The 22,846-nt window shown below is 67.6% G+C and carries 19 protein-coding genes; 10 read left to right on the top strand and 9 right to left on the bottom strand.

Features of this window, described 5'->3' with window-relative positions; translation table 11 throughout:
- Window positions 1–206: 206 nt before the first annotated feature.
- The gene (bfr, locus tag ACZK3J_RS07205; protein ID WP_004151115.1) at window positions 207–695 is read right to left on the bottom strand and encodes a bacterioferritin; all 489 of its coding nucleotides are present in this window, start codon (window positions 693–695) and stop codon (window positions 207–209) included.
- A gap of 123 nt (window positions 696–818) precedes the next feature.
- Between bfr and ACZK3J_RS07200 the strand changes: the two genes are divergently transcribed.
- Window positions 819–3,146, top strand: coding sequence for a penicillin acylase family protein (locus ACZK3J_RS07200; RefSeq protein WP_478476680.1), 2,328 nt, complete (start codon window positions 819–821; stop codon window positions 3,144–3,146).
- A gap of 82 nt (window positions 3,147–3,228) precedes the next feature.
- Here ACZK3J_RS07200 and ACZK3J_RS07195 read toward each other — a convergent pair whose 3' ends face one another.
- Together ACZK3J_RS07195 and asnB are read right to left on the bottom strand one after the other, a co-directional pair.
- Entirely contained in the window at window positions 3,229–4,614 is a 1,386-nt protein-coding gene (locus tag ACZK3J_RS07195) for a cation:proton antiporter domain-containing protein (RefSeq protein ID WP_478476678.1), read from the bottom strand.
- Window positions 4,615–4,715: 101 nt separating this feature from the next.
- On the bottom strand, window positions 4,716–6,407 hold the full coding sequence (asnB, locus tag ACZK3J_RS07190; RefSeq protein WP_414577134.1) for an asparagine synthase B: 1,692 nt from the start codon (window positions 6,405–6,407) through the stop codon (window positions 4,716–4,718).
- A 339-nt stretch (window positions 6,408–6,746) separates the two neighbouring features.
- Here asnB and ACZK3J_RS07185 point away from each other — a divergent pair, with 339 nt between their 5' ends.
- Window positions 6,747–7,625, top strand: a complete 879-nt coding sequence (locus ACZK3J_RS07185) for a tetratricopeptide repeat protein (protein ID WP_478476966.1) — start codon at window positions 6,747–6,749, stop codon at window positions 7,623–7,625.
- A gap of 66 nt (window positions 7,626–7,691) precedes the next feature.
- Here ACZK3J_RS07185 and dapE read toward each other — a convergent pair whose 3' ends face one another.
- Genes dapE through map form a run of 6 tightly spaced genes read right to left on the bottom strand, consistent with a single transcriptional unit; the run spans window position 7,692 to window position 14,651 of the window.
- Window positions 7,692–8,828, bottom strand: a complete 1,137-nt coding sequence (gene dapE, locus ACZK3J_RS07180) for a succinyl-diaminopimelate desuccinylase (RefSeq protein WP_049463635.1) — start codon at window positions 8,826–8,828, stop codon at window positions 7,692–7,694.
- Window positions 8,825–9,196 (bottom strand): arsenate reductase, encoded by a 372-nt coding sequence (locus ACZK3J_RS07175; RefSeq protein WP_012510522.1) that lies wholly within the window; start codon window positions 9,194–9,196, stop codon window positions 8,825–8,827. Before ACZK3J_RS07175 ends, dapE begins: the two co-directional genes overlap by 4 nt.
- 31 nt (window positions 9,197–9,227) lie before the next feature.
- A complete protein-coding gene (locus tag ACZK3J_RS07170; protein WP_478476676.1) occupies window positions 9,228–10,097 on the bottom strand; it encodes a hypothetical protein in 870 nt (289 codons plus the stop codon).
- 2 nt (window positions 10,098–10,099) lie between these two features.
- A complete protein-coding gene (dapD, locus tag ACZK3J_RS07165; protein WP_032127931.1) occupies window positions 10,100–11,179 on the bottom strand; it encodes a 2,3,4,5-tetrahydropyridine-2,6-dicarboxylate N-succinyltransferase in 1,080 nt (359 codons plus the stop codon).
- Window positions 11,179–13,788, bottom strand: a complete 2,610-nt coding sequence (locus ACZK3J_RS07160; RefSeq protein WP_478057913.1) for a [protein-PII] uridylyltransferase — start codon at window positions 13,786–13,788, stop codon at window positions 11,179–11,181. Before ACZK3J_RS07160 ends, dapD begins: the two co-directional genes overlap by 1 nt.
- 20 nt (window positions 13,789–13,808) lie before the next feature.
- A complete protein-coding gene (gene map, locus ACZK3J_RS07155; protein ID WP_080355365.1) occupies window positions 13,809–14,651 on the bottom strand; it encodes a type I methionyl aminopeptidase in 843 nt (280 codons plus the stop codon).
- Between the two features lie 173 nt (window positions 14,652–14,824).
- Here map and ACZK3J_RS07150 point away from each other — a divergent pair, with 173 nt between their 5' ends.
- The 8 genes from ACZK3J_RS07150 to tsf all read left to right on the top strand — a co-directional run bounded on the left by ACZK3J_RS07150 (window position 14,825) and on the right by tsf (window position 22,759).
- Window positions 14,825–15,355, top strand: a complete 531-nt coding sequence (locus ACZK3J_RS07150) for a Csu type fimbrial protein (RefSeq protein ID WP_032127934.1) — start codon at window positions 14,825–14,827, stop codon at window positions 15,353–15,355.
- The gene (locus ACZK3J_RS07145; RefSeq protein WP_049399527.1) at window positions 15,355–16,104 is read left to right on the top strand and encodes a fimbrial biogenesis chaperone; all 750 of its coding nucleotides are present in this window, start codon (window positions 15,355–15,357) and stop codon (window positions 16,102–16,104) included. The genes ACZK3J_RS07150 and ACZK3J_RS07145 overlap by 1 nt, the downstream gene beginning before the upstream one ends.
- Window positions 16,105–16,111: 7 nt before the next feature.
- Window positions 16,112–18,490 carry a fimbria/pilus outer membrane usher protein gene (locus ACZK3J_RS07140; RefSeq protein ID WP_478476674.1) on the top strand — a complete coding sequence of 793 codons (2,379 nt, stop codon included), beginning with the start codon at window positions 16,112–16,114 and terminating at the stop codon, window positions 18,488–18,490.
- Window positions 18,487–19,524, top strand: a complete 1,038-nt coding sequence (locus ACZK3J_RS07135; RefSeq protein ID WP_121503843.1) for a Csu type fimbrial protein — start codon at window positions 18,487–18,489, stop codon at window positions 19,522–19,524. Before ACZK3J_RS07140 ends, ACZK3J_RS07135 begins: the two co-directional genes overlap by 4 nt.
- 290 nt (window positions 19,525–19,814) lie before the next feature.
- Window positions 19,815–20,033: a hypothetical protein gene (locus ACZK3J_RS07130; RefSeq protein WP_049463630.1), complete on the top strand. Its 219-nt coding sequence runs from the start codon at window positions 19,815–19,817 to the stop codon at window positions 20,031–20,033.
- Entirely contained in the window at window positions 20,033–20,731 is a 699-nt protein-coding gene (locus ACZK3J_RS07125; RefSeq protein ID WP_197655699.1) for a fimbrial biogenesis chaperone, read from the top strand. The genes ACZK3J_RS07130 and ACZK3J_RS07125 overlap by 1 nt, the downstream gene beginning before the upstream one ends.
- 219 nt (window positions 20,732–20,950) lie before the next feature.
- On the top strand, window positions 20,951–21,757 hold the full coding sequence (rpsB, locus tag ACZK3J_RS07120) for a 30S ribosomal protein S2 (RefSeq protein ID WP_005408748.1): 807 nt from the start codon (window positions 20,951–20,953) through the stop codon (window positions 21,755–21,757).
- A gap of 126 nt (window positions 21,758–21,883) precedes the next feature.
- On the top strand, window positions 21,884–22,759 hold the full coding sequence (gene tsf / locus ACZK3J_RS07115; RefSeq protein WP_032127939.1) for a translation elongation factor Ts: 876 nt from the start codon (window positions 21,884–21,886) through the stop codon (window positions 22,757–22,759).
- Window positions 22,760–22,846: the final 87 nt, after the last annotated feature.

Genomic DNA, 22,846 nt, shown 5'->3' with positions numbered 1-22,846 from the left:
TGGTCGGCTGTCTTTTGAAGAGCAGCCGACCAGCGGTCGGCTCTACCGGGCGGTGGAGCGGCTGGCTGGCGAAGGCTGGCTGGCGATGCTCCGGTGCTGGCGGGCGACAGAACGCTGTGCTTCTTCTGGTAGAGCCGACCGCTGGTCGGCTGTCTTTTGAAGAGCAGCCGACCAGCGGTCGGCTCTACCCAAAGCGGGGCGCCGGCTCAGTGCGCCGGGGCGCCGTTGCCGTCGATCTTGCTCAGCTGGTACAGCTCCAGGCCGATGCGCTTGATCAGGCCCAGCTGCTGCTCCAGCCACCAGGCGTGGTCTTCCTCGGTGTCCTTCAGCTGCGCCAGCAGCATGTCGCGGCTCACGTAGTCACCCTTCTCTTCGCACAGCTTCATGCCGGCGGCGAGATTGTTCCGGACTGCGTATTCAGTATCCAGATCCTTCTGCAGCATCTCTTCCACGGTCTTGCCCGGCTCGGTGGCATGCGGGCGCATGTCCGGGTCGCCGCCGAGGAACAGGATCCGGCGCAGCAGCGCGTCGGCGTGCTGGGTTTCCTCTTCCATCTCGTGGTTCAGGCGTTCGTACAGCGCGAACAGGCCCTGGTCCTCGTAGCGGCGGGAATGGATGAAGTACTGGTCGCGGGCAGCAAGCTCGCCGCGCAGCAGTTCCTTCAGGCAGGCGATGACGTCCGGGTTGCCTTTCATGGGGGGCTCCTGTGAATCGATGTGGCATAGGGTGCCGCATTTCAAAATGCGGTGATCTAATCGGAATCAGTCGCAGTTGCGCCTGCGGCTACAATCGGCCCACGAGTTCGGAAAGGACGTGCGATGCGACGTACATGGCGTTGGGTGCTGGGTGTGTTGGTCGCCATCGTGCTGGTCACCGCACTGGCCCTGTGGCTGCTGCTGCGCGGAAGCCTGGCCGACCTGGACGGCGAGCATGCGCTGCCGGGCCTGGCCAAGCCGGTCACCATCGAGCGCGATGCGCTGGGGGTGGTAACCATCACTGCCGGCAGTCAGGCCGACGCGATGCGCGCACTCGGCCATGTGCATGCGCAGGAACGCTATTTCGAGATGGACCTGATGCGCCGCAGTGCCGCCGGCGAGCTGTCGGCATTGTTCGGGCCGAAGGCCATTGAAGCTGACAAGCGCATGCGCGTGCACCGCCTGCGCGCCCGCACCGAGGCGCATCTGGATACCGCGCTGGGCGACAACGGCGCGGTCGTGCGCGCCTATGTGGATGGCGTCAACGAAGGCCTTACCGATCTCTCCGTGCGGCCATGGGCCTACCTGCTGCTGCGGCAGTCACCGCAACCGTGGCAGGCCAGCGACAGCGTGCTGGCCGGGCTGGCCATGTACGCCGACCTGCAGGACCCGAACAACCAGACCGAGCTTGCCCTCAGCCGCATCCGTGCGGTGGTGCCGCCGGCGCTGTACGCGCTGATTGCCCACGACGGCACCGAATGGGATGCACCGCTGTTTGGCGAAGCCACCGGCAATGCGATTCTGCCCGATGCCAGCCAGCTCGATCTGCGCACATTGAAGGGAAAGCCGGGCACCGAGCAGGAGGAGGCGGACGTCATCGGCAGCAACAACTTCGCGGTGGCCGGCGCACTCACCGCCGACGGCCGCGCGATCGTTGCCGACGACATGCACCTGGGCCTGCGTGCGCCGGGGCTGTGGTTCCGGGTGCGCCTGCGCTATCCGGACCCGCAGGCTGCCGGCGGCCAGGTCGACGTCACTGGCTTCTCGCTCCCTGGCCTGCCGGCGGTGATCGTCGGCAGCAACGGCCACGTCGCCTGGGGCTTCACCAACAGCTACATCGACACGGCGGACTACCGCACGGAACCGGCCAACGCCACGGTGACCGTGCACGAAGAACGCATTGCGGTGGCCGGCCAGGCCGACGTGCTGTTCCCGGTACGCGAAACCGCCTGGGGGCCGATCCTGCACACCCATGCCGATGGCAGTGGCGATGCCCTGCGCTGGGTCGCACACCTGCCCGGCGCCGTACGCCTGGATTTCGCTGATCTGGCCCGCGCCGGTGACCTGGACGGTGCACTGCACTTCGCCGACCGCGCCGGCATTCCCGCGCAGAACCTGGTGGTCGGCGACCGCAGCGGACGCATCGCCTGGCGCCTGATCGGCGCCCGCCCCGACCGAGGCCCCGGCTGTGCGCCGGCCGGCTTCACGGCCGCCAGCAACCAGGACTGCGCACCGTGGCCGATCCGCAGCGATGCCTCGCCGGCATTGATCGATCCCCCCAACCATCGCCTGTGGACCGCCAACGGTCGCGTCCTCGACTGCGAGGCGCTGGCCAGCGTCGGCAACGGTGGCTATGACCTCGGCGCGCGTGCGCAGCAGATCCGCGACCTGCTCGCCATCCAGGACCGCTTCGACGAACACGACCTGCTGGCGATCCAGCTCGATGATCGCGCCGTGTTTCTGCAGCGCTGGTGGGCGTTGCTGCATGACGTCATCGAACGCAGTGACGACCCAGCACTGAAGCGCTTGAAGGCGGTCAGCCATCAATGGGGCGGCCGGGCCTCGGCCGGCTCGGTCAGCTACCGGGTGGTGCGCGCGTTCCGCACGCAGGTGATGGATACCCTGTCCGATGCACTGCTGGCGCCGGCCAACGCGCAGCTGGGCGATGACTATCTGGACCCGCGCCTGGCACAACTGGAAGGCGTTGCCTGGCCGATGCTGCAGCAACGCCCCGCCAACCTGCTGCCACCGGCCTACGACAGCTGGGACGCGCTGCTGCTTGATGCCGCACGCCGCACCGAGAGCGAGCTGGCCAAGCAGGGCCCACTGGCCCAGCGCACCTGGGGAGAGCGCAACACCGCGGCGCTCTGCCATCCCATCGCGCGTGCATTGCCGGACATCGCCAAGCGCTGGCTGTGCATGCCCGCCGACCCGCTGCCCGGCGACCGTGACATGCCGCGTGTGCAGACGCCGAACTTCGGCGCCTCCGAACGCATGGTGGTCTCGCCCGGCCACGAGGCCGACGGCATCGTGCACATGCCCGGCGGCCAGAGCGGGCACCCGCTTTCGCCGTACTGGGGCGCCGGCCACGAGGACTGGGTGCATGGACGGCCGACGCCCTTCCTGCCCGGCAAGGCACAGCACGTGATGACACTGGTGCCGGCGCGGTAGTGCCGGCCGCTGGCCGGCAACCTCTTGCTGCTGGGCACACCTGCGTGGATGCCGGCCAGCGGCCGGCACCACCGTTCAACGCTCAAGCCCTGCGACGCTCGATCAGGTTCAGCAGCGGCCCGGTCATCGCCGTGGTCACCAGCGCCATGATCACCAGCACCGCGAACAGCCGATCGCCGAGCAGGCCCAGCTCGTAGCCCAGGTTGAGCACGATCAGCTCCATCAGACCACGCGTGTTCATCAGCGCCCCCAACCGCCACGCTTCGCGCGTGGGCATGCCCGCGCTGCGAGCGGCACTGAATGTGCCCAGCAGCTTGCCGGCCGTGGCCACCGCGATCACCACCACGCACAACACGATATCGCTGGCCTGCAGCGCATCGGCGCGCATGCGCAGGCCGGTCATGGCGAAGAACAGTGGCAGCAGCAGGGTCACCGCGAACGGTTCGACGCGGGCCATCAACAGGTCGCGCAGCTGCGCGTTGGACGATACCGCGACGCCCGCAGCGAATGCACCGAACAACGCGTGGATGCCCAGCATCTCGGTGACCAGCGCACTCGCCAGTGACAGCAGCAGGATACCCAGCAACCAACGTCCCTCACGGCCCGGCGCGATCTGCTGGCGGGCAAACCACGGCTTCACCAGCCCCAGCATCAGCGCCACGAACACGACCACGCACAGCAGGTTGAGGCTGGCCGGCAACCAGCCGCTGGCCTGGGCGGCGGCGACGATCAAGGCCAGCAGGCACCAGGCGGTGGCATCGCCCAATGCCGCGCAGGCGATCGCGGTCTGGCCCAATGGCGTCTGTGTGATCCCACGATCGGCAAGGATGCGCAGCAACACGGGGAACGCGGTGATGCTCATGGAGATGCCGACGAACAATGCGAATGCAGTAAAGCCCACACCCTGCGGACCGTGCTGCGGATACAGCCAGATCGCCAGCGCCACGCCGAGCACGAACGGCACTGCAATACCGGCATGGCTGACCGTGAAGGCGAAGCGCCGGCGGCCACGCAGCGCCGCCAGGTCCAGCTCGGCACCGGCTACCAGCAGGAACATCAGCACGCCCAGCTGGCTGAGCATGCCCAGCGGACCCAGCGAGCTGGCCGGGAACAACGCACCATGCAGCTGCGGCAGCAGGCTGCCGAGCACCAGCGGCCCCATCATCAGGCCAGCGGCCATCTCGCCGATCACCGCCGGTTGTCCAAAGCGCTTGAGCAGCGCACCCGCGCCCTTGGCCACCAGCAGCAGCACCAGCAGCTGCAGCAGGAACAGGCCCAGCGGTGAGGCAAGGTGCTGCGCCCAGCTGCCTTCGGCGGCGGTGGCGCGGGCAACCGCCTCGGGCGCCGCCGGCCCGGCATACCGCGCCAGCAGTACGCCAGCCAGCAACGGCACCCCGGCCCAGGCCAGATAACGCCATCCCCATTTCGTGGGCGGCACGTCGCCACCTGCCTGTACGTCCATGAACATTCCCCAATGCGCAGGGGGCGATGATACGAAAAAGGGGACGGAGGGGATTAAGTCGTTTGTGGCAAAAACGACTTAATCCCCTCCGTCCCCTTTTTGGGGGCTTAGGCCAGTGCCTGTTCGTGCACCCCGGCGATCGCGCGGCCCGAGGGGTCCGCCGCCACGGCGAAGCTGGCGTCCCAGGCAATGGCGGCCGGCGACGAACAGGCGATCGACTTGCCGCCCGGCACGGTCTCGGCCGCCGCGCGGCTCGGGAAGAACTGCTCGAACAGGTGGCGGTAGTAGTACGCCTCCTTGGTCTGCGGCGGGTTGTGCGGGAAGCGCTTGTCGGCCGCTGCCAGTACGCGGTCGCTCACCTGTGCTTCGGCATGTGCCTTCAACCCATCGATCCAGCCGTAGCCAACGCCATCACTGAACTGTTCCTTCTGCCGCCACAGGATGCTGTCCGGCAGGTAGCCGTCGAATGCCTCGCGCAGCACCGCCTTCTCGATGCGACGGCCACCAAAGCCGGCACCGACCATCTTGTGCGCAGCATCGAAGCGCATCGCCACATCGAGGAACTCACGGTCGAGGAACGGCACGCGCGGCTCCACGCCCCAGGCCATCATCGACTTGTTGGCGCGCAGGCAGTCGTAGTTGTGCAGCGCGTCCAGCTTGCGCACCAGCTCGTCGTGGAATTCACGTGCATCCGGCGCCTTGTGGAAGTACAGGTAGCCACCAAAGATCTCATCGCTGCCCTCGCCGGACAGCACCATTTTCACGCCCATCGCCTTGATCCGCCGTGCCAGCAGGAACATCGGCGTCGAGGCGCGGATGGTGGTGACGTCGTAGGTTTCGATGTGGCGGATCACTTCCGGCAGCGCGTCGAGGCCTTCCTCGAAGGTGTATTCGAAGCCGTGATGCACGGTGCCAAGAGCCTCGGCAGCGATCGCCGCAGCAGCAAGATCCGGCGAACCCTTCAAGCCGATCGCGAACGAATGCAGGCGCGGCCACCAGGCTTCGGTCTGCCCGCCATCCTCGATGCGGCGACGCGCATAGCGTGCGGCAACGGCCGCCACCAGCGACGAGTCCAGGCCACCGGACAGCAGCACCCCATACGGCACGTCGCTCATCAGCTGGCGCTCCACCGCATGCTCGAAGGCCTGGCGCAGTTCGGCCAGGTCGGCCTGGCGGCCCTGCACGTCGGCGTAGTCGCGCCACGGCTGCTGGTAATAGCGCACCAGCTCACCGCTGGCACTGTCGAAGTAGTGACCCGGCGGGAACTGTGCGACGTCGGCACAGGTGTCGACCAGCGCCTTCATTTCCGAGGCCACGCGCAGGCGCCCCTGGGCATCGTGGCCCCAGTACAGCGGCACCACGCCCACCGGGTCACGCGCCACCAGCACGCGCCCGCTGTCGCGGTCCCACAGCGCGAAGGCGAAGATGCCGTTGAGCTGTTCCAGCCACTGCGCCGGCGAACTGCCCTGGCGATACAGCGCGTTGATCACCTCGCAGTCCGAGCCGGTCTGGAAGTCGTAGGCGGTGGTCAGCGCCGCCTTCAATGCCTGGTGGTTGTAGATCTCGCCGTTCACAGCGAGCGCCAGCTGGCCATCGGCCGACAGCAGCGGCTGCGAACCACCGGCCGGGTCGACGATGGCCAGCCGCTCATGGACCAGCAGCGCACCTTCGTCGAGGTACACGCCGCTCCAGTCCGGGCCACGGTGGCGCTGGCGCTGCGACAGTTCCAGCGCATGGCGGCGCAGGGCGGGAAGATCGTCACCGGCCTGCAGGCCGAAGATTCCGAAGATCGAACACATGGGAGAGCTCCTGTTGGGGGATTTCACGGGTGGGAGGGTGTTCGACCGGCCATCCAGGCCCGGGTGGGGCTGCGCCCGGGCACAAAAAAACCCGCATCGGCTGATGCGGGTTTTCTGGTGTCCGGGCGTGTGTTGCTGTCTATCTACCCAGGGCGCAGTCCCGCATCGGCCGCGCACGATTATTCGCGCGCAGATTATTGCGGTTGTTGTTATTGACGGCGGTGGCCAGGCGGATCGACATGGCATCGACCCTACCCCGGTTTCCGGCACGGCGCAACCGTTGCGTTGGCAACCACTCCCCGGCGCGCATAATGGCCCGCCATGAAACGTGTAATGGAAATGCAACACCGCACTGGACGCAACGCGGCGCTGGCCGCCCTGCTCTGCCTGGGCCTGGCGGCCTGCCAGACCCTGCCTCCGCCCTCCACGCTGCCGCTGGCGCAGCAGCAGGCACTGGAGCAACGCGGCACCGACGGCAGCTTCGACGGAGCCTGGGACACCGCGCAGACCTTCGAACGTTTCAACGATCCGCGCGCCGTTACCTACTACGAGCGTGCTGCCGCGATCACGCCCTGGACCTTCCACAACACCAAAGCGGAAGAAGCACTGGGCCGGATCTGGATCTCCGCCAGGCTGCAGCATGCCGACAGCCCCCACATCAACCCTGCACCTGTCCTGCGCGCGTCCTGGCGACGTGGCGAACGCGCCTATCTGGCGGCTGCCAACCACGGCAATCCCTATGCGTTCTACGGGCTCGCCAAGGCCTACCGCCAGCGAGGCGACGCGCAGCAGGCGCTGCGCTGGGACCTGCGCGGAATGATCTACGAGCGCTACCCGAGTTCGTCGTCGCGACTGCCGGATGCGGTGGCCGCACAGGGTGACACCGTGCATCCGCTGGTGGCGCAGATCCAGCGTCGTGCCGAGCACGGCGACGCCGAAGCGCAGGTCGACCTGGGCGCGCTGCTGGAGAAAGGCATGGGACTGCCGCGCGATCCGGCGCGTGCGCTGCAGCTGTACCAGCGCGCCGGCGAGCAGGGCAATGTGTTCGGCCAGTACTTCGCCGGGCTGCTGCTGGGCCGCGGTGCGCCGGGCGTGGAGAAGGACACCGACGCAGCGGCGCACTGGTTCGCCAGGGCCGAAGCGCAGCACTTCTACATGGCCGCGCCGAGTTACTGGAAAAAAGCGGTCGAGCCGCCGTTCTTCATTTTTTCGGAGTAGAGAAGCGGCCCCGGCGGGAGGGGTGCCGACCAACGGTCGGCACCCACCCTCGCGGGATTCATTCCGTCATGGGGTTCCCACCAGCAGCCGTTCCACCAGGCGCTGGTACAGCCCCGGCAACGCTTCCAGATCGTCCACGCGTACGTTCTCATCCACCTGGTGGATGCTGGCGTTGACCGGCCCCACTTCGATGCACTGCGCACCCAGTGGCGCGATGAAGCGTGCATCTGACGTGCCGCCGCCGGTGCTTTCTTCCGGCGCACGGCCGATGTGCTCGGCCAGCACCGCACGCGCGGTGGCGCGCAGCGTGCCTTCCGGGGTGTAGAACGGCTCGCCGCTGCGGTGCCACTTCAGCGTGTACTGCAGGCCATGGCGGTCCAGCAATGCGGTGATCTCCGCCTCCAGCTTCGGTGCATCCCAGTGCGGGTTGTAGCGGATGTTGAAATCCACCTCCAGCTCGCCGGGAATCACGTTGTTGGCACCGGTGCCGGCATGGATGTTGGAGACCTGCAGGCTGGTCGGCGGGAAACTCTCGTAGCCGTCATCCCAGCGCCGCGCGCTCAGTTCGGCCAGGGCCGGAGCAGCCTGGTGAATCGGGTTGCGCGCCTTATCCGGGTACGCCACGTGGCCCTGTACGCCCTGCACGCGCAGCTTGGCCGACAGGCTGCCACGACGCCCCACGCGCAGCAGGTCACCCAGCGTCGCGGTCGACGACGGTTCACCGGTAATGCACCAGTCGATGCGTTGGCCGCGCTCGGCGAACAGCCGTGCAACGTGACGCACACCATCGATGGCATCGCCTTCCTCGTCGCTGGTCAGCAGTACCGCCAGCGTGCCAGGGTGATCGGGATGTGCGGCGACGAACTGCTCGGCGGCGACCACGAACGCCGCCACGCTGCCCTTCATGTCGGCGGCGCCACGGCCGTACAGCACGCCGTCACGGATCTGCGGCGTGAACGGGTCGCTGGCCCAGGCCTCGCGCGGGCCCGTCGGCACCACGTCGGTATGGCCCAGCAGCACCAGCACCGGCGCGCCCTGGCCATGGGTCGCCCACAGGTTGTCGACCTCGCCCAGGCGCAGGTGATCGCACTGGAACCCGGCCTGCTTCAGGCGTGCCGCCAGCAGTGTCTGGCAGCCAGCATCATCCGGCGTCACCGAGGGTCGTGCGATCAGTTCGCAGGTCAGGTCGAGGACCGCACTCATGCGTCACCCACGCCGAAGCGGGCCTTGAAACCGTTGTCGCTGAAGCCCTGGCTGACCGTGCCATCGGCCGTGACCACCAGCGGGCGCTTGATCAGCTGCGGGTATTCACGCAGCAGCAGCTTCCATTCGGCCTCGGAGTCGGCGGCCTTGCGGTTGTCCGGCAGCTGCCGCCAGGTGGTGGACGACTTGTTGACCATCGCGGCCAGGCCACCCAGCTGCGCCGCCCATGCCAGCAGCGTTTCCGGGCTGGGCTTGTTGTCGCGGTAGTCGACGAAGGTGTACGGCACGCCGAAGCGGTCCAGCCACTTGGTCGCCTTCTTGCAGGTATCGCAGTTCTTCAAACCGTAGACAGTGGTGCTCATGGCCATCTGTGATGCTGGAAAACAGAGGGCCAGAATCTCACAACAGGCGCTCGGACACGACCCGGAACGGTACCCTTGGCAGCCGGAAGGCCAGCCCTTCCTGCAGCGCCAAGCCCATCGCCTGCAGCCGCGGACACTGCTGCTCACCGATCAGGCGCAGGGGCTGCAGGCTGTCGATCTCCACCGGCAGCGCGATGCGGGTGCTGGCCCAGCGGCCGTCGCAGGTACGGGCGATGGCCTCGTCCTGGCAGGTGAGGAAACGCAGCAGGGCCTGGTGGCCGTCCAAGGCCGCCGACCACGCCGCTCCATCCTCCCAGCCTGCAGCGGCCTGCCACTGCAGGTGCAACCTCGGCGCACTGCCCTGCCCGCCTTCGATCAGGGTGTGCCCATCGCCATCGGTGCGCACCACATGCTCGAAGCGTGTGGACAGTTGCGGCTGCATGGCATCGCTGAAAACGCGCGCGCCGGCGACGAAGGCCAGCTGGTCCATCACGTTGCGGTCGAACAGCACCACCGGCGTCCCGTCCGGATCGTCGTCACGACGCAGGTACCAGCGCCAGTTGCTCTGCCGTGGCGACGGCATCAGGGAACGCAGCGGCCCGGCCAGCGCGGGCCCGAAGTGCCCGTGCCGGTAGCTGAGGATGGTGTAAGGCGTGCGTCCGGCATGGACCACGTAATGATGGCCCGGCGGTGGCATTGGTGCGTGACGCACGTCGACCCACCAGCTCACGTAGACCACATCGCGCACGTCACTGACCAGCGCCGGCATCGGCCAGCGCCGCGACAGTGCACGGCGCAGCCGGGTCCAGCGCGGGGCGTGCAGCAGGCGCGGCAGCATCCGCCCGACCAGGGTGTCGGACGGATGCCGGTAGATCGCGGACTGCGCCAGATCCTCCGGCGCAGTCACCTTCAGTCGGCCAGGCCGCGCAGCAGGTCGTTGACGCTGGTCTTGCTGCGGGTCTTGGCATCAACCTGCTTGACGATCACCGCGCAGTACAGCGAGTGGGTACCGTCCTTGCTCGGCAGCGAGCCGGACACCACCACGCTGTACGGCGGGATGTAACCGTAGGTGATTTCGCCGGTGGCACGGTTGTAGATGCGGGTGCTCTGGCTGAGGAACACGCCCATGCCGATCACGCTGTGGTGGCCAACCACCACGCCTTCCACCACTTCCGAGCGCGCACCGATGAAGCAGTGGTCCTCGATGATGGTCGGGCTGGCCTGCAGCGGCTCCAGCACGCCGCCGATGCCGGCGCCGCCGGACAGGTGGCAGTGCTGGCCGATCTGCGCGCAGGAACCGACGGTGGCCCAGGTATCGACCATGGTGCCTTCGCCGACGTAGGCGCCGATGTTGGTGAAGCTCGGCATCAGCACCACGTCCTTGCCGAAGTAGGTGCCGCGGCGGGCGATCGCGCCCGGCACCACGCGCACGCCACCACGGCGGAACTTCGCCTCGTCATAGCCGGCGAAGCGCGATTCGACCTTGTCCCAGAACGGCGCCGGACGGGCGTCGACCACGGCCATGTCATTGACACGGAAGTACAACAGCACGGCCTTCTTCAGCCACTCGTTGACCTTCCAGCCACCCTGGCCGTCCGGCTCGGCAACACGGAACTCACCGCTCTCCAGGCCGTCAATCACGCGGTTGACCAGCGGCTTGGTCGAGCCTTCCAGCTCGTGCAGGGTCAAGGTAGCGCGGCGCTCGAAGGCACTCTCGATGCCGAACTTCAGCTCTTCCACGCCCGGGGCCGACGGCTTGCGCAGCGACTTGCGGGCGATGGTTTCGGCGCGGACCGCTTCGGCACTCTTGGCCGGCGCCGGCTTCTTCACAGCACGCTTCACCGCAGCCGCTTTCTTCGCCGGGGCCGTCACCGCAGCGGCCTTCTTCGGCGCAGGGGTCTTCTTCGCGGCCGGTGCGGCAGCAGCAGGTTTCCGGGCCGCTGCGCTCTTGGGGGTCGCGGCGGTCTTCTTGGCGGGCTTGGTGGCCATCAGGCGGGGTCTCCGGCGTTTCGATCAGGGTCCAGGCAGGCCAGCATCGCGTCATGCAGCTGCTGCCGGGCAGGTTCAGTCAGGGGGAGGTCGTGTTCGTCACTGATCACGAAGGTGTCTTCGGCGCGTTCGCCGAACGTGGCAATGCGCGCATCATGCACGCGCAGGCCCTGATTGCGCAGCACGAACGCCACATCGGCCAGCAGGCCGGGGCGGTCGGGGGCGACCAGGGCGAAACGGGTTGCGCCCGGCTCATCGCGGAATTCGATGCGCGGGGCGAAGCGGAAGTGCCGCAGCTGCCGTGGCACCACCCGGCGTGACGGCCGCAGGCGCGACAGGTCACCACTGAGTGCCTCGCGCAGCGCCGCTTCCAGGTTGGCACTGCTGCCATCGGCGAAGGTATCGGCCGGGTTCACTTCGAAGGTATCGAAGATGGTATCGGCCGGACCGTCCAGCACGCGTGCGCGGTGGATGCCGTAGCCCTTGCGGTCCAGCGTCATCACGATCGCGGCGAACAGGCCGTCGCGGTCCGGCGAATGCACGAAGACTTCCAGCGCGGGGTCGTCGACACTGATCCGGCGTACCTTCACCAGCGCCTGGCCCTGCTTCACCGGCACCAGCGCGGCAGCCTGCCAGGCCAGCTGCTCCGGGCGCAGGCGGATGAAGCCTTCGTCGGGCATCACCGCGAACTGGCGATCGATGGTGGCATCGTCGTAACCCCGCTCGCGCACCAGCGCGCGCACGCTGTCACGCGCTTCGGCCACGCGCTCGGCCGCCGGCACCGGGTGTTCCAGCCCCTCGCGCAGCGCGCGCCGGGTGGCGAAGTACAGGTCGGCCAGCAGGCGGTCCTTCCATGCATTCCACAGCTTGGGGCTGGTGCCGGCGATGTCGGCGCAGGTCAGCAGGTACAGGTAGTCCAGGCGGTCGCGGCTGCCGACCAGGGTGGCAAAGCGGTGGATCACTTCCGGATCGGCGATGTCCTGCTTCTGCGCGGTCACCGACATGCGCAGGTGCTGTTCGACCAGCCACGCCACCAGTTCGGTGTCGGACGTGCTCAGCGCATGCGCCTGGCAGAACGCGCGCGCGTCCACCGCGCCCAGTTCCGAGTGGTCGCCGCCACGGCCCTTGGCGATGTCATGGAACAGGCCGGCCAGCAGCAGTAGTTCCGGCTTGCGCAGGCGCGGCCACACTTCGTGCGCGATCGAGAAGCGCTCGTCGGCACGGCTGCTGGCAAACAGGCCGATGTTGCGCAGGACCATCAGCGTGTGCTGGTCGACGGTGTAGACATGGAACAGGTCGAACTGCATGCGCCCGCTGACCTGGGCGAACGCGGGAATCCACTGGCCAAGCACGCCCAACCGTGCCATGCGCGAGAGCGTATCGACCGGGCGCTGGCCGCGCAGCAGCGCCAGGAACTGCTCGCGTGCATCGGCATCAGCCTGGTCGTAGGCCGGCAGCAGCGGCAGCGCTTCGGCCAGCGCACGCGCGGTCAGCGAATGCAGGCCGCGCACCTGCGGATTGTTGGCCCAGCTGGCGAACAGCGCGAACACCTGGCCGATGTCGCCGCGCGGCCAGTCGGCTTCGTTGGCCGCCAGGTAACCACGGCGCAGGGAAAAACCCACGGTCAGCGGCTCCGGCTGCGCCTCGCCATCGAACTGTTCCTCGAAGCGCTGCAGCAGGCGGTCGCTGATCCGGCGCACGACCAGCGCGGCGCGGTAGAAGCCCTGCATCATCTTCTCGACACCGAGGTTCTCGGCATCGTCTTCAAAGCCCAGGCGTGCCGCCAAGGTCTTCTGGTAATCAAAACGCAGGCGCTCTTCCGGGCGACGCGCGACCAGATGCAGGCCAAAGCGCAGCCGCGCCAGCACCGCACGTTCGCGCTTCAGTGCTGCCGCTTCGTCTGCGCCCAGATGGCCGAGCCCGACCAGCGCCTCCAGGTCACGCACGCCGAACGCACGCAGTGCCATCCAGCCCAGCGTGTTGAGATCGCGCAGCCCACCGGGGCCATCCTTCAGATCCGGCTCCAGGTTGTCGGCGGTGTCGCCGAAGCGCTGGTGTCGGTTGCGCAGCTCTTCCAGCTTGGCCAGGAAGAAGGTGCGCGCCGGCCACAGTTCACGATCGTCGACGGCCTCGCGCAGCGCGCGGCGCGCCACATCATCGGCCAGGATCGGGCGCGCCTCGATCAGCGCGGTCAGCACGGTCTGGTCCGCTGCCGCCTCGCGGCACTGCGATGCAGAACGCACCGCATGGCTGACGGCCAATCCGCAGTCCCACAGCAGCGCGAACAGGCGCGCCAGCGCCGCCTCATGGGCCAGCTGTGCCGGCGGATCGCCGAACACCAGCAGGTCGATGTCCGAACGCGGAAACAGTTCACCGCGGCCATAGCCGCCGACCGCGAACAGCGACAGCCCGCTGTCGGCCGGCAGGCAGCGCTGCCAGGCCAGGCGGATCAGATGGTCGGCAGCGCGCGCGCGCAGTGCCAGCAGGCGCTCGATGTTGTCGCCCTGGTCGAAGCGGCGGTACAGGCGCGCGTCGGCCTGCTGCAGCGCCTGGCGCGCGGCAGCAGCCCAGTCCGGGTCGTTGAGCGACGCGGCCGGCGTGTCCAGCAGCGAACTCGCCGGCAGCATCGTCAGGAGACCTGCGACTCGCCCGGCGACAGGGTCAGCACGTCCACGCCGGTCTCGGTGACCGCGATCATGTGCTCCCACTGTGCCGACAGCTTGCGGTCCTTGGTCACCACGGTCCAGCCATCCGGCAGCACCTTGTTGTAGCGGGTGCCCTCGTTGATCATCGGCTCGATGGTGAAGGTCATGCCAGGCTGCAGCACCAGGCCCTGGCCCGGGCGGCCGTAATGCACCACCTGCGGCTCATCGTGGTAGACCTTGCCGATGCCGTGGCCGCAGTACTCGCGCACCACGCTGAAACGCTCGCCTTCGGCATAGCTCTGGATGGCATGGCCGATGTCGCCCAGGGTCGCGCCCGGACGCACCGCGCGGATGCCGCGCCACATGGCTTCGTAGGTGGTTTCCACCAGGCGGCGGGCCATCACCGACGGGGTGCCGACGAAGTACATGCGGCTGGTGTCGCCGTGCCAGCCATCCTTGATGACGGTGACGTCGATGTTGATGATGTCGCCATCCTTGAGCACCTTCCCTTCGCTGGGGATGCCATGGCAGATGACGTTGTTGACCGAGGTGCACACGGTCTTCGGGAAGCCGCGGTAGCCGACGTTGGCCGGAACGGCGCCCTGCACGTTCACGATGTGGTCGTGGCAGATGCGGTCCAGTTCCTCGGTGGTGACACCGGGCTTGACGTGGGGGGTGACGATGTCGAGCACTTCGCTGGCCATGCGGCCGGCGATTCGCATCATCTCGATTTCCTGCGGGGTTTTCAGATTCACGCTCATGGCCCCCATTATCGCCGATCCGGCCACAATCTGAACGAACGCCACCCAACTGGCGATCCGGGCCATGCACGGTTCCGGCAAGGAAAGTGAAAGCGTGATCGCCGCCCCCCTTTCGTCTCCCTGTTTATCACGGAATACAGACACTTACGCCTCCTAAGCTGGGGTCACCGTCGCCGAAGCGGTGCCGAACGTGCCGCCTTCGCCTTGTTCAACGGACCTTCGGGTCAGGGAGGTTGTCCATGCGATCCGCGCTTCGTTCCCCGCTTGCCTGGGCCTTGGCCGGGGTCCTGCTGTCCGGCCCGGCCCTGGCCGCAGACACCACCACCTTCAATGTCACCCTGGTGGTGACCAAGGCCTGCACGATCACGGCTGCTGCCGCCACCAACGTTGACTTCGGCACGGCGGCCTCGACCACCGCGACCCCCACCTTGGGTCAGGGCACGGTGACCGCCCAGTGCTCGGCACTGACCCCGTACACGATTTCACTGAATGCGGGTGCCAATGCCAGCACCGCGAATGACGTCACCACTCGCCGGATGAAGAACACCAACGCCGCGGTGACCGCCAACAACTACGTCGGCTACCAGCTCTACCAGGACGCCGCGCACACCCTGGTCTGGGGTGCCACCTCCGGCACCAACACCCAGGCTGGCATCGGCACCGGCCTGGCCGTGCCCTACATCGTCTACGGCCAGATCCTGAACCTGAGCACCAACAACCCGGCGACCGGCAACTACCTGGATACGGTTACCGCCACGATCACCTATTGATGGAGCACGCCCGCATGGCCGGACCCCGCCCGTGGCGCGCCACCGGCGTGGCGCTGCTCGTCCTGAGCCTGGTATTCGCCGCCCCGGTCGAAGCCACCAGCCTGCAGGTCGCCCCGACCAGCCTGCAGCTGGAAGCGCGCCAGCGTGCCGGCGAGCTTTGGCTGACCAACAGTGGCACCTCGCCGGTGAAGCTGCAGGTTCGGGTGTTCCGCTGGGTGCAGCAGGACGGCCAGGAGCAACTGTTGCCCACCGATGAACTGGTGGTCACCCCGCCGATGCAGGAACTGGCTGCCGGGCAGCAGCAGCTGGTCCGGGTGATGCGTCCGGACAGGACGCCACCGCCGGCACAGCAGTACTACAGGCTGATTGTCGACGAGGTGCCCGACCTGGCCACCCGCGCCGACGGCATGCAGTTCGTGCTGCGCTATTCGATACCGGTGTTCGTGCAGCCCGCCGCCGGCAAGCTTGCGCCGCAGCTGCAGGCCCGCCTGGTGCAGTTGCCCGATGGCCGCAACGGCGTCGAGGTGGCCAACGCAGGCAACAGCTATGCGCAGATCGCCGATCTTGCGCTGGGCAGCCCCACGCGCCCACGCATCGTGCATCCCGGACTGCTGGGTTACGTGCTGCCCGGGCAGGTGATGCGCTGGCCGATCGAGCGCACGGCGATCGACCGCGACAACGACCAGATCACGGCCAAGCTCAATGGCGAGTCGGAACAGACGCCGCTGTCGCCCCCATCGGCTCGCTGAGGCGTTGATGGGCGCGCTGCTTGCTGCCCTGGCTCCTGCGGCGACCCAAGCCGCCGATGTGTCCGGTGCAGCGGCTACCGCCACCGCCGATGTATCAGGCATCTCCGCCGATGCGATGCTGCCACCGCCCACACGGTTGACCGCCAACCAGACGCTGTACCTCGACGTTTCGCTCAACAGCACCCCACGCGGACTGCTGCCTTTCATCGAGAACCGTGGCCGCCTGCAGGCCAGCCCCGACGTACTGCGCCAGCTCGGCTTCAACGCCCACGGCGATGCACCGGTGTACCTGGACCAGATCAGCGGCGCGGTGGTGCGCTATGACGCACGCCTGCAGACCCTGGCGCTGGACGTGCCACTGGACCAGCTGACCCTGCCAACCACCGTGCTCAGCCGCCCGCAGACACGCGCGCCCGCAGGCAGTGCCTCACCCGGACTGCTGCTCAACTACGACGTGTATGGCAGCCGGGTGGATACGCTGGGCAACCTCAGCCTGAGCTCCGAACTGCGCCTGTTCGGCGTCGGCAACGGCACCTTCGAAAACACCGCGGTCAGCAGGCGCTACCAGCAGCCTGGCGACCGTCGCTGGCGTGGTGAGAGCGTGCGCCTGGATACGCGCTGGAGCCTGGATTTCCCCGACCAGGCGATGACGCTGGAGGTCGGCGATTTCTACAGCGGCTTCGTCGACTGGACCCGTCCGGTGCGCCTGGGTGGCCTGCAGATCGGTCGCAACTACGGCCTGCAGCCCTATCGCGTGCTGACCCCCACGCCCAGTTTCCTCGGCCAGGCGGTGGTGCCGTCCACGGTCGAGCTGTACGTCGATGGCCTGCGCCAGTACAGCGGCCAGGTCCCGGTCGGCCCGTTCCAGCTGGCCGCACAGCCGGGGATCAGCGGCACCGGCAGCGCACAGGTGGTGGTGACCGATGCGTTCGGCCGCATGCAGACCCTGGATTTCAGCTTTTATGGCACCCAGCAGCTGCTGGCCAAGGGCCTGTCGGACTGGTCCGCCGGCATCGGCCACCTGCGTGAGGGCTTCGGCCAACGCTCCTTCGGCTACGACGACCGCACCGTGGCCAGTGCCAGCTGGCGCGGTGGCATCAGTGACACGTTCACCGGCGAGGCTCATGCCGAAGGCGGTGGTGGCCTGGCCCAGGCCGGCATCGGCGGCTGGTGGCTGCTGGGTGGCGCCGGCGTGTTCAACGCCGCCTATGCGCACAGCAGCTACCAGGGCCTGCAGGGCGGCCAGTGGGCGCTGGGTTACAGCTGGAACAACCGCCGCCTCAACGTCAACCTGCGCAGCGTGCGCAGCCACGGCGACTACCGCGACCTGGGCGCACTGCAGGGCAACCTGCCGCCGAGCATCAGCGAACAGGCCACGGTCGGCGCCGACCTGCTGCGGCTGGGCACGCTCAGCGCCAGCTACCTGCGCCTGCGCTACCCCGATGGCGAAGACAACCGCTACGCCAGCCTGTTCTGGTCGCGGACCTGGAGCCAGCGCTGGTCAGCCTACCTCTCGGTGAACCAGAACCTGGACCAGAGTGATGACCGCAGCATCTATCTGTCGGTAACCGCCAGCCTGGGCAACAACCGCCAGGCCAGCCTGTCCAGCCAGCGCAATGGCGACAGCCAGACGTGGGTGGCCGACGTCACCCAGCCGGTGCCCGGCGATGGCAGTGCAGGCGGCATCGGTTGGCGCGCGCAGGTGCGCCACGGCGAGGACGGCAGTGGCGGCCTGGCCGAAGTCGGCATCCTCAATGACGTCGGCCGCTACTCCTTCGGGGCCTCGCGCCAGGGCGGGCTCAACTATGCCTACGGCAGCGCCAGTGGCAGCCTGGTCTGGATGGGCGGGCACGCGTTTGCCACCCGCGAGGTCTCCGATGCATTCGCGGTGATCAGCACCAATGGTGTCGGTGGCGTGCCGGTGCGGCTGGAGAACCGCCTGATCGGCGTCACCGATGATCGTGGCCTGTTGCTGGTCAGCCCGCTGCTGTCCTGGCAGCGCAACCGGGTCTCGATCGACACCCTGGACCTGCCCGAGGACATGCGTGCCGACCGCATCGAGGACTGGGTGACGCCGCGCCAGCGCGCTGGGACCCACGTGACATTCCAGTTGCGCTCGCGGCCCTCTCTGAGCCTGACGCTGCAGAGCATGGACGGGCAGCCGCTGGAAGTGGGCAGCGAAGTGCAGTTGCCCGGCGGACGCCAGGCCACGGTGGGCTATGACGGCCTGCTGTATCTGGAAGACGTCGCTGCCGGCAGCGTGCTGTACATCACCACCAGCCGCGGCCAGTGCCGGGTGAAGGTACCCGAGCCGCCCAAGGTAGTGGCGTCCGGCGCCCGGCCGAAGCCGGCACCGCTGCCGTGCATCCCGGAGGTGGCGCCATGAGAGTGCTGCTGCTCGGCATGCTGCTGTTCGCCGGCCTGCTCGCGGCACTACCGGCCCAGGCGACAGCGGTCTGCACGGCAACCGCGAACCCGACCCTGCCGTTCGGCAACATCAACAGCAACGCTCCCGGCCCTACGGCGGCGACGCTGAACATCACGGTGACCTGCACCACCGCCGCACTGAGCCTGCTGGCCACCACCGGCGTCCGCGTCTGCGTGGGTGTCGGCGCAGGCAGTGGCGGCGGCAGCAGCTCCACCTTCCGCACGATGTCCACTTCCACCAGCGACACCATGAATTTCCAGCTCTACAACAACGCCAGCTACGGCCAGGTCACCGGCCTGGTGCCACGCGGCACGCCGCCGGCGCAGGAACTGACCATGAGCTACAACGTGCCGCTGCTGACCGGCGGCAGCGGTGCGCAGTCCGTGCAGCTGTTCGCGCAGATCCCCGCCAACCAGATCCTCGCTTCGGGTGCTTACAGCAGCACCTTCAGTGGCGCCAACGTGGTGCTCACCTGGGCCTGGAATGAAGTCCTGCTCGGCAACGCCACCGTGCCGGCCGCCTGCAACGGCGGCGCAACCGGCACCAACAGCGCCAGTGCGGCCTTCAGCTTCACTGCCACTGCCAACGTGCTGCCGCAATGCGGCAGCTACGTCACCACCAACATGGACTTCGGCAACGTCACCGGCAGCATTCCCGCCAACATCGACCGGACCGCCACGCTCACGCTGACCTGCCTGAAGAACACCGCCTACCAGATCAGCCTCAACAACGGCCAGAACAACCCCGCCGCCTCCACCACCCGGCGCATGGCCACCACCATTGGCAGCGGCACCTACTACCTCCCCTATGAGCTGTACCGCGACGCCGCGCGCAGCCTGCGCTGGGGCAATACCCTCAACGTCGATACCGTTGGCGGCACCGGAAGTGGCAGCGCGCAGCAGCTGACCATCCATGGCCGGGTGCCGCCGGTCACCGGCCAGCCCCCGGCCGGTACCTACAACGATCTGGTGCAGGTGACGATCACTTACTGACCTGTGTGCCGACCAACGGTCGGCATCCACCGGGATGGATTGGAATGGTCGGCACCCACCGGGGTGGGTTTGGAATGGTCGGCACCCACCGGCGTGGGTTTGGAATCGTCGGCATCCACCGGGATGGGTTTCGGTAGATCCACGCCATGCGTGGATGCGCACATCACTCCTGCGGCAGGACCAGTCGACTGGCAGTCGACCCTACAGATTCGGCCGATCCGGCCGATACCGCGCAACGGGTCCTACAGTACGGTGGATGGCAGGTGGTTCGCGCACTTCTGATCGGGGCGATGCTGGTCGCCAGTACGCCCGCGTGGGCCGATCCCGGCAGCACCTCCCTGCAGATCCGGCTGACTGTGGTCGAGGGCTGCAGCAGTGATGCCGGCAACACCCGATGCTCGGCACCGCACCGGCGCAGCGACGCGCCCGAGCTTCCGCAACAGATCCGCGACCTCGCGCCGCCGGCCGACAGCGACGACGCGGCGCCTGCCGTGACCCTCATCTACTGATGCGCATCCTGCTGAGCCTGCTGGCACTGCTGCTGGCACTGCCCGCTGCGGCGCTGGACCTGGTGCCCACCACCCTGCAGCTGCCCGCCGAAGGGGGGCACGGCGAGCTGTGGCTGTACAACCCCGGGCCCGGCCGCTGGCAGGGCGAGGTTCGGATCCTGGCCTGGGAACAGCAGGTCGATGCGGAAAAGCTGCGGCCCAGCGACCAGATCCTGGCCAGCCCCGCCCGGCTCGACCTCCCGCCCGGCACCCGTCAACGCATCTGGCTGCTGCCTCGGGAGACGTCGCCCGTTGCCGTCGAGCAGGCCTACCGGGTGATCCTGAGCCCCAGCGGACAGGGCCTGCCTCGCTACTCGCTGCCCTTGTTCCGGGGGCATGCGACGCCCCTGGCGCGGCCGGACCTGCATGCCGGGATCGAGCCCGGCACGTCGCAGCCTCTTCTGCGACTGCGCAACGCAGGTTCCGTTCACGCCCGCCTGCACGATCTTGCGTTTGTCGCCGGCGATGGACGCCGCACCCTGCTGCTGCCGGGACTGGCCGGCTACCTGCTGGCGGGCCGGGAACGCCGCTGGGCCCTCCCCGTCCATGCCGACGGCTATGCCGGTGGCCATTTCCAGGCCCGGCTGCAGGACGGCCGCGTGGTCGATCTGACCGCGCCGTACCCGGCAATTGCAGCGAGCGCTCCCAGCGGGCTATAATCGACCGGATTCCTGCCGCCTGCGTGCGCGGGAGACCGTCCACACCGGACGTCACCGGTGAATCCACACCTGCTGCCCCCATCCGTGCCGGGGTGCTCCGCAAGGAGTTCGGCCACGGAGGCAACAGGGAAGCCCAACCCCGGAACCATCCGCGCTTCCACGCGTCCCGCATACCTATCCCGCGGGCGGAATCGCCGGTTCCATATCAGGAGTATTGCAATGCCCCAGGTCACCATGCGTCAGATGCTGGAAGCCGGCGTCCACTTCGGCCACCAGACCCGCTACTGGAACCCGAAGATGGCTCCGTACATCTTCGGCGCCCGCGGCAAGATCCACATCATCAACCTGGAAAAGACCGTCCCGCTGTTCAACGATGCGATGAACTTCATCTCGTCGGTTGCCCAGAAGCGCGGCACCGTCCTGTTCCTGGGCACCAAGCGCAGCGCCCGCGAAACCATCAAGGAAGAAGCCGAGCGTTGTGGCATGCCGTTCATGAACCAGCGTTGGCTGGGCGGCACCCTGACCAACTTCCGTACCGTCAAGCAGTCGGTTGCCCGCCTGAAGGAACTGGAAGCCGGTGAAACCGACGGCACCTTCGAGAAGCTGGTCAAGCACGAAGTGCTGGGCCTGCGTCGCGAGCGCGACAAGCTGGAAGCCTCGCTGGGCGGCATCAAGGACATGAACCGTCTGCCGGACGCCATCTTCGTGATCGACATCGGCCACGAAGACATCGCGATCAAGGAAGCCAAGAAGCTGGGCATCCCGGTCATCGCCGTGGTCGACACCAACTACAACCCGGAACTGGTGGACTACGCCATCCCGGGCAACGACGACGCCATCCGCGCTGTGCAGCTGTACGCCCGCGCCGCTGCCGACGCCGTGCTGGAAGGCAAGGCTGCTGCGCCGCACGCTGCTTCGGTGCGTGAGGAAGAGTTCGCCGAAGCCGCTGCTGAAGGCGAAGAGAAGCCGGCCCGCCGCGCCCCGGCCAAGAAGGCTGCCAAGAAGGGCGACGACGCCCAGGCCTGATCCAGGCCCCGGGGTGGACGCCCGGCGTCCACCCTCCCTGCGCGCAGCCTTTGGCGCGTGACAGGACCGTGTCACACGGGCCGGCCACCATGCCGGCCCAACCCCTTTCTTTCGTGAGGTAATCCCGTGGAAATCACTGCTTCCCTGGTCAAGGAACTGCGCGAGCGCACCGGCGCCGGCATGATGGAATGCAAGAAGGCTCTCACCGAAGCCAACGGCGACATCAACGCTGCTGCTGAAGCCATGCGCAAGTCCGGCGCTGCCAAGGCCGACAAGAAGGCTGACCGCGTGGCCGCCGAAGGCCGTCTGGGCCTGGCCCAGGATGGCGGCAAGGCCGTGCTGGTCGAAGTCAACTCGGAAACCGACTTCGTCGCCAACGATGACAACTTCAAGTCCTTCGTCAATGCCGTCGCCGCTGCCGCCCTGGCATCGGGCGCCAACGACGTCGAAGCCGTGAAGGCTGCCAAGCTGGCCGATGGCCGCACCGTTGAAGAAGCCCGCGCCACCGCCGTGCAGACCCTGGGTGAAAACATCCAGATCCGTCGCATGGTGAAGGTTGATGGCAACAACACCATCGGCGCCTACGTCCACACCAACGGCAAGGTTGGCGTGCTGGTCGACCTGGTCGGCGGCGACGTCGAGCTGGCCCGTGGCCTGGCCATGCACGTGGCAGCCCTGAAGCCGCCGCACAACAAGGCTGCGGACGTCCCGGCCGAGTTCGTCGAGAAGGAAAAGGAAATCGAGCTGGCCAAGATGTCCGAAAAGGACAAGGCCAAGCCGGCCGAGATCCTGGAAAAGATCATCAGCGGCAAGATCAACAAGATCGTCAGCGACGTGACCCTGTACGGCCAGACCTACGTGCTGGGCGACACCACCGTCGAGCAGGTGGTCAAGGCCGCTGGCGCCGACGTGGCTGGCTTCAAGCTGCTGATCGTCGGCGAAGGCATCGAGAAGGTGGTGGAAGACTACGCCGCTGAAGTTGCCAAGGCGATGCAGGTCTGATTCCAGCCTTCCGGCTGTGAAGCGACCAGAAGGAGCCGCGGGAAACCGCGGCTCTTTTTTTATGTATGGGCCAAGGGATGAACCCAT

Source organism: Stenotrophomonas sp. 86428_Sma, from assembly GCF_056481585.1.
Note: the sequence above shows the minus strand (reverse complement) of the source record. Positions and strands in the feature narration are given on the sequence as shown.

Coding starts and splice junctions, on each gene's coding strand:
- dapE (WP_049463635.1), bottom strand. CDS start 8,828: ATGAGTGCGGTCCTCGACCTGACCTGCGAACTGATCGCACGACCCTCG.
- ACZK3J_RS07135 (WP_121503843.1), top strand. CDS start 18,487: ATGAGAGTGCTGCTGCTCGGCATGCTGCTGTTCGCCGGCCTGCTCGCG.
- asnB (WP_414577134.1), bottom strand. CDS start 6,407: ATGTGTTCGATCTTCGGAATCTTCGGCCTGCAGGCCGGTGACGATCTT.
- ACZK3J_RS07145 (WP_049399527.1), top strand. CDS start 15,355: ATGGAGCACGCCCGCATGGCCGGACCCCGCCCGTGGCGCGCCACCGGC.
- ACZK3J_RS07140 (WP_478476674.1), top strand. CDS start 16,112: ATGGGCGCGCTGCTTGCTGCCCTGGCTCCTGCGGCGACCCAAGCCGCC.
- ACZK3J_RS07185 (WP_478476966.1), top strand. CDS start 6,747: ATGCAACACCGCACTGGACGCAACGCGGCGCTGGCCGCCCTGCTCTGC.
- ACZK3J_RS07125 (WP_197655699.1), top strand. CDS start 20,033: ATGCGCATCCTGCTGAGCCTGCTGGCACTGCTGCTGGCACTGCCCGCT.
- ACZK3J_RS07130 (WP_049463630.1), top strand. CDS start 19,815: ATGCTGGTCGCCAGTACGCCCGCGTGGGCCGATCCCGGCAGCACCTCC.
- ACZK3J_RS07200 (WP_478476680.1), top strand. CDS start 819: ATGCGACGTACATGGCGTTGGGTGCTGGGTGTGTTGGTCGCCATCGTG.
- rpsB (WP_005408748.1), top strand. CDS start 20,951: ATGCCCCAGGTCACCATGCGTCAGATGCTGGAAGCCGGCGTCCACTTC.
- map (WP_080355365.1), bottom strand. CDS start 14,651: ATGGCCCGGATCGCCAGTTGGGTGGCGTTCGTTCAGATTGTGGCCGGA.
- ACZK3J_RS07195 (WP_478476678.1), bottom strand. CDS start 4,614: ATGTTCATGGACGTACAGGCAGGTGGCGACGTGCCGCCCACGAAATGG.
- bfr (WP_004151115.1), bottom strand. CDS start 695: ATGAAAGGCAACCCGGACGTCATCGCCTGCCTGAAGGAACTGCTGCGC.
- ACZK3J_RS07175 (WP_012510522.1), bottom strand. CDS start 9,196: ATGGCCATGAGCACCACTGTCTACGGTTTGAAGAACTGCGATACCTGC.
- ACZK3J_RS07150 (WP_032127934.1), top strand. CDS start 14,825: ATGCGATCCGCGCTTCGTTCCCCGCTTGCCTGGGCCTTGGCCGGGGTC.
- dapD (WP_032127931.1), bottom strand. CDS start 11,179: ATGGCCACCAAGCCCGCCAAGAAGACCGCCGCGACCCCCAAGAGCGCA.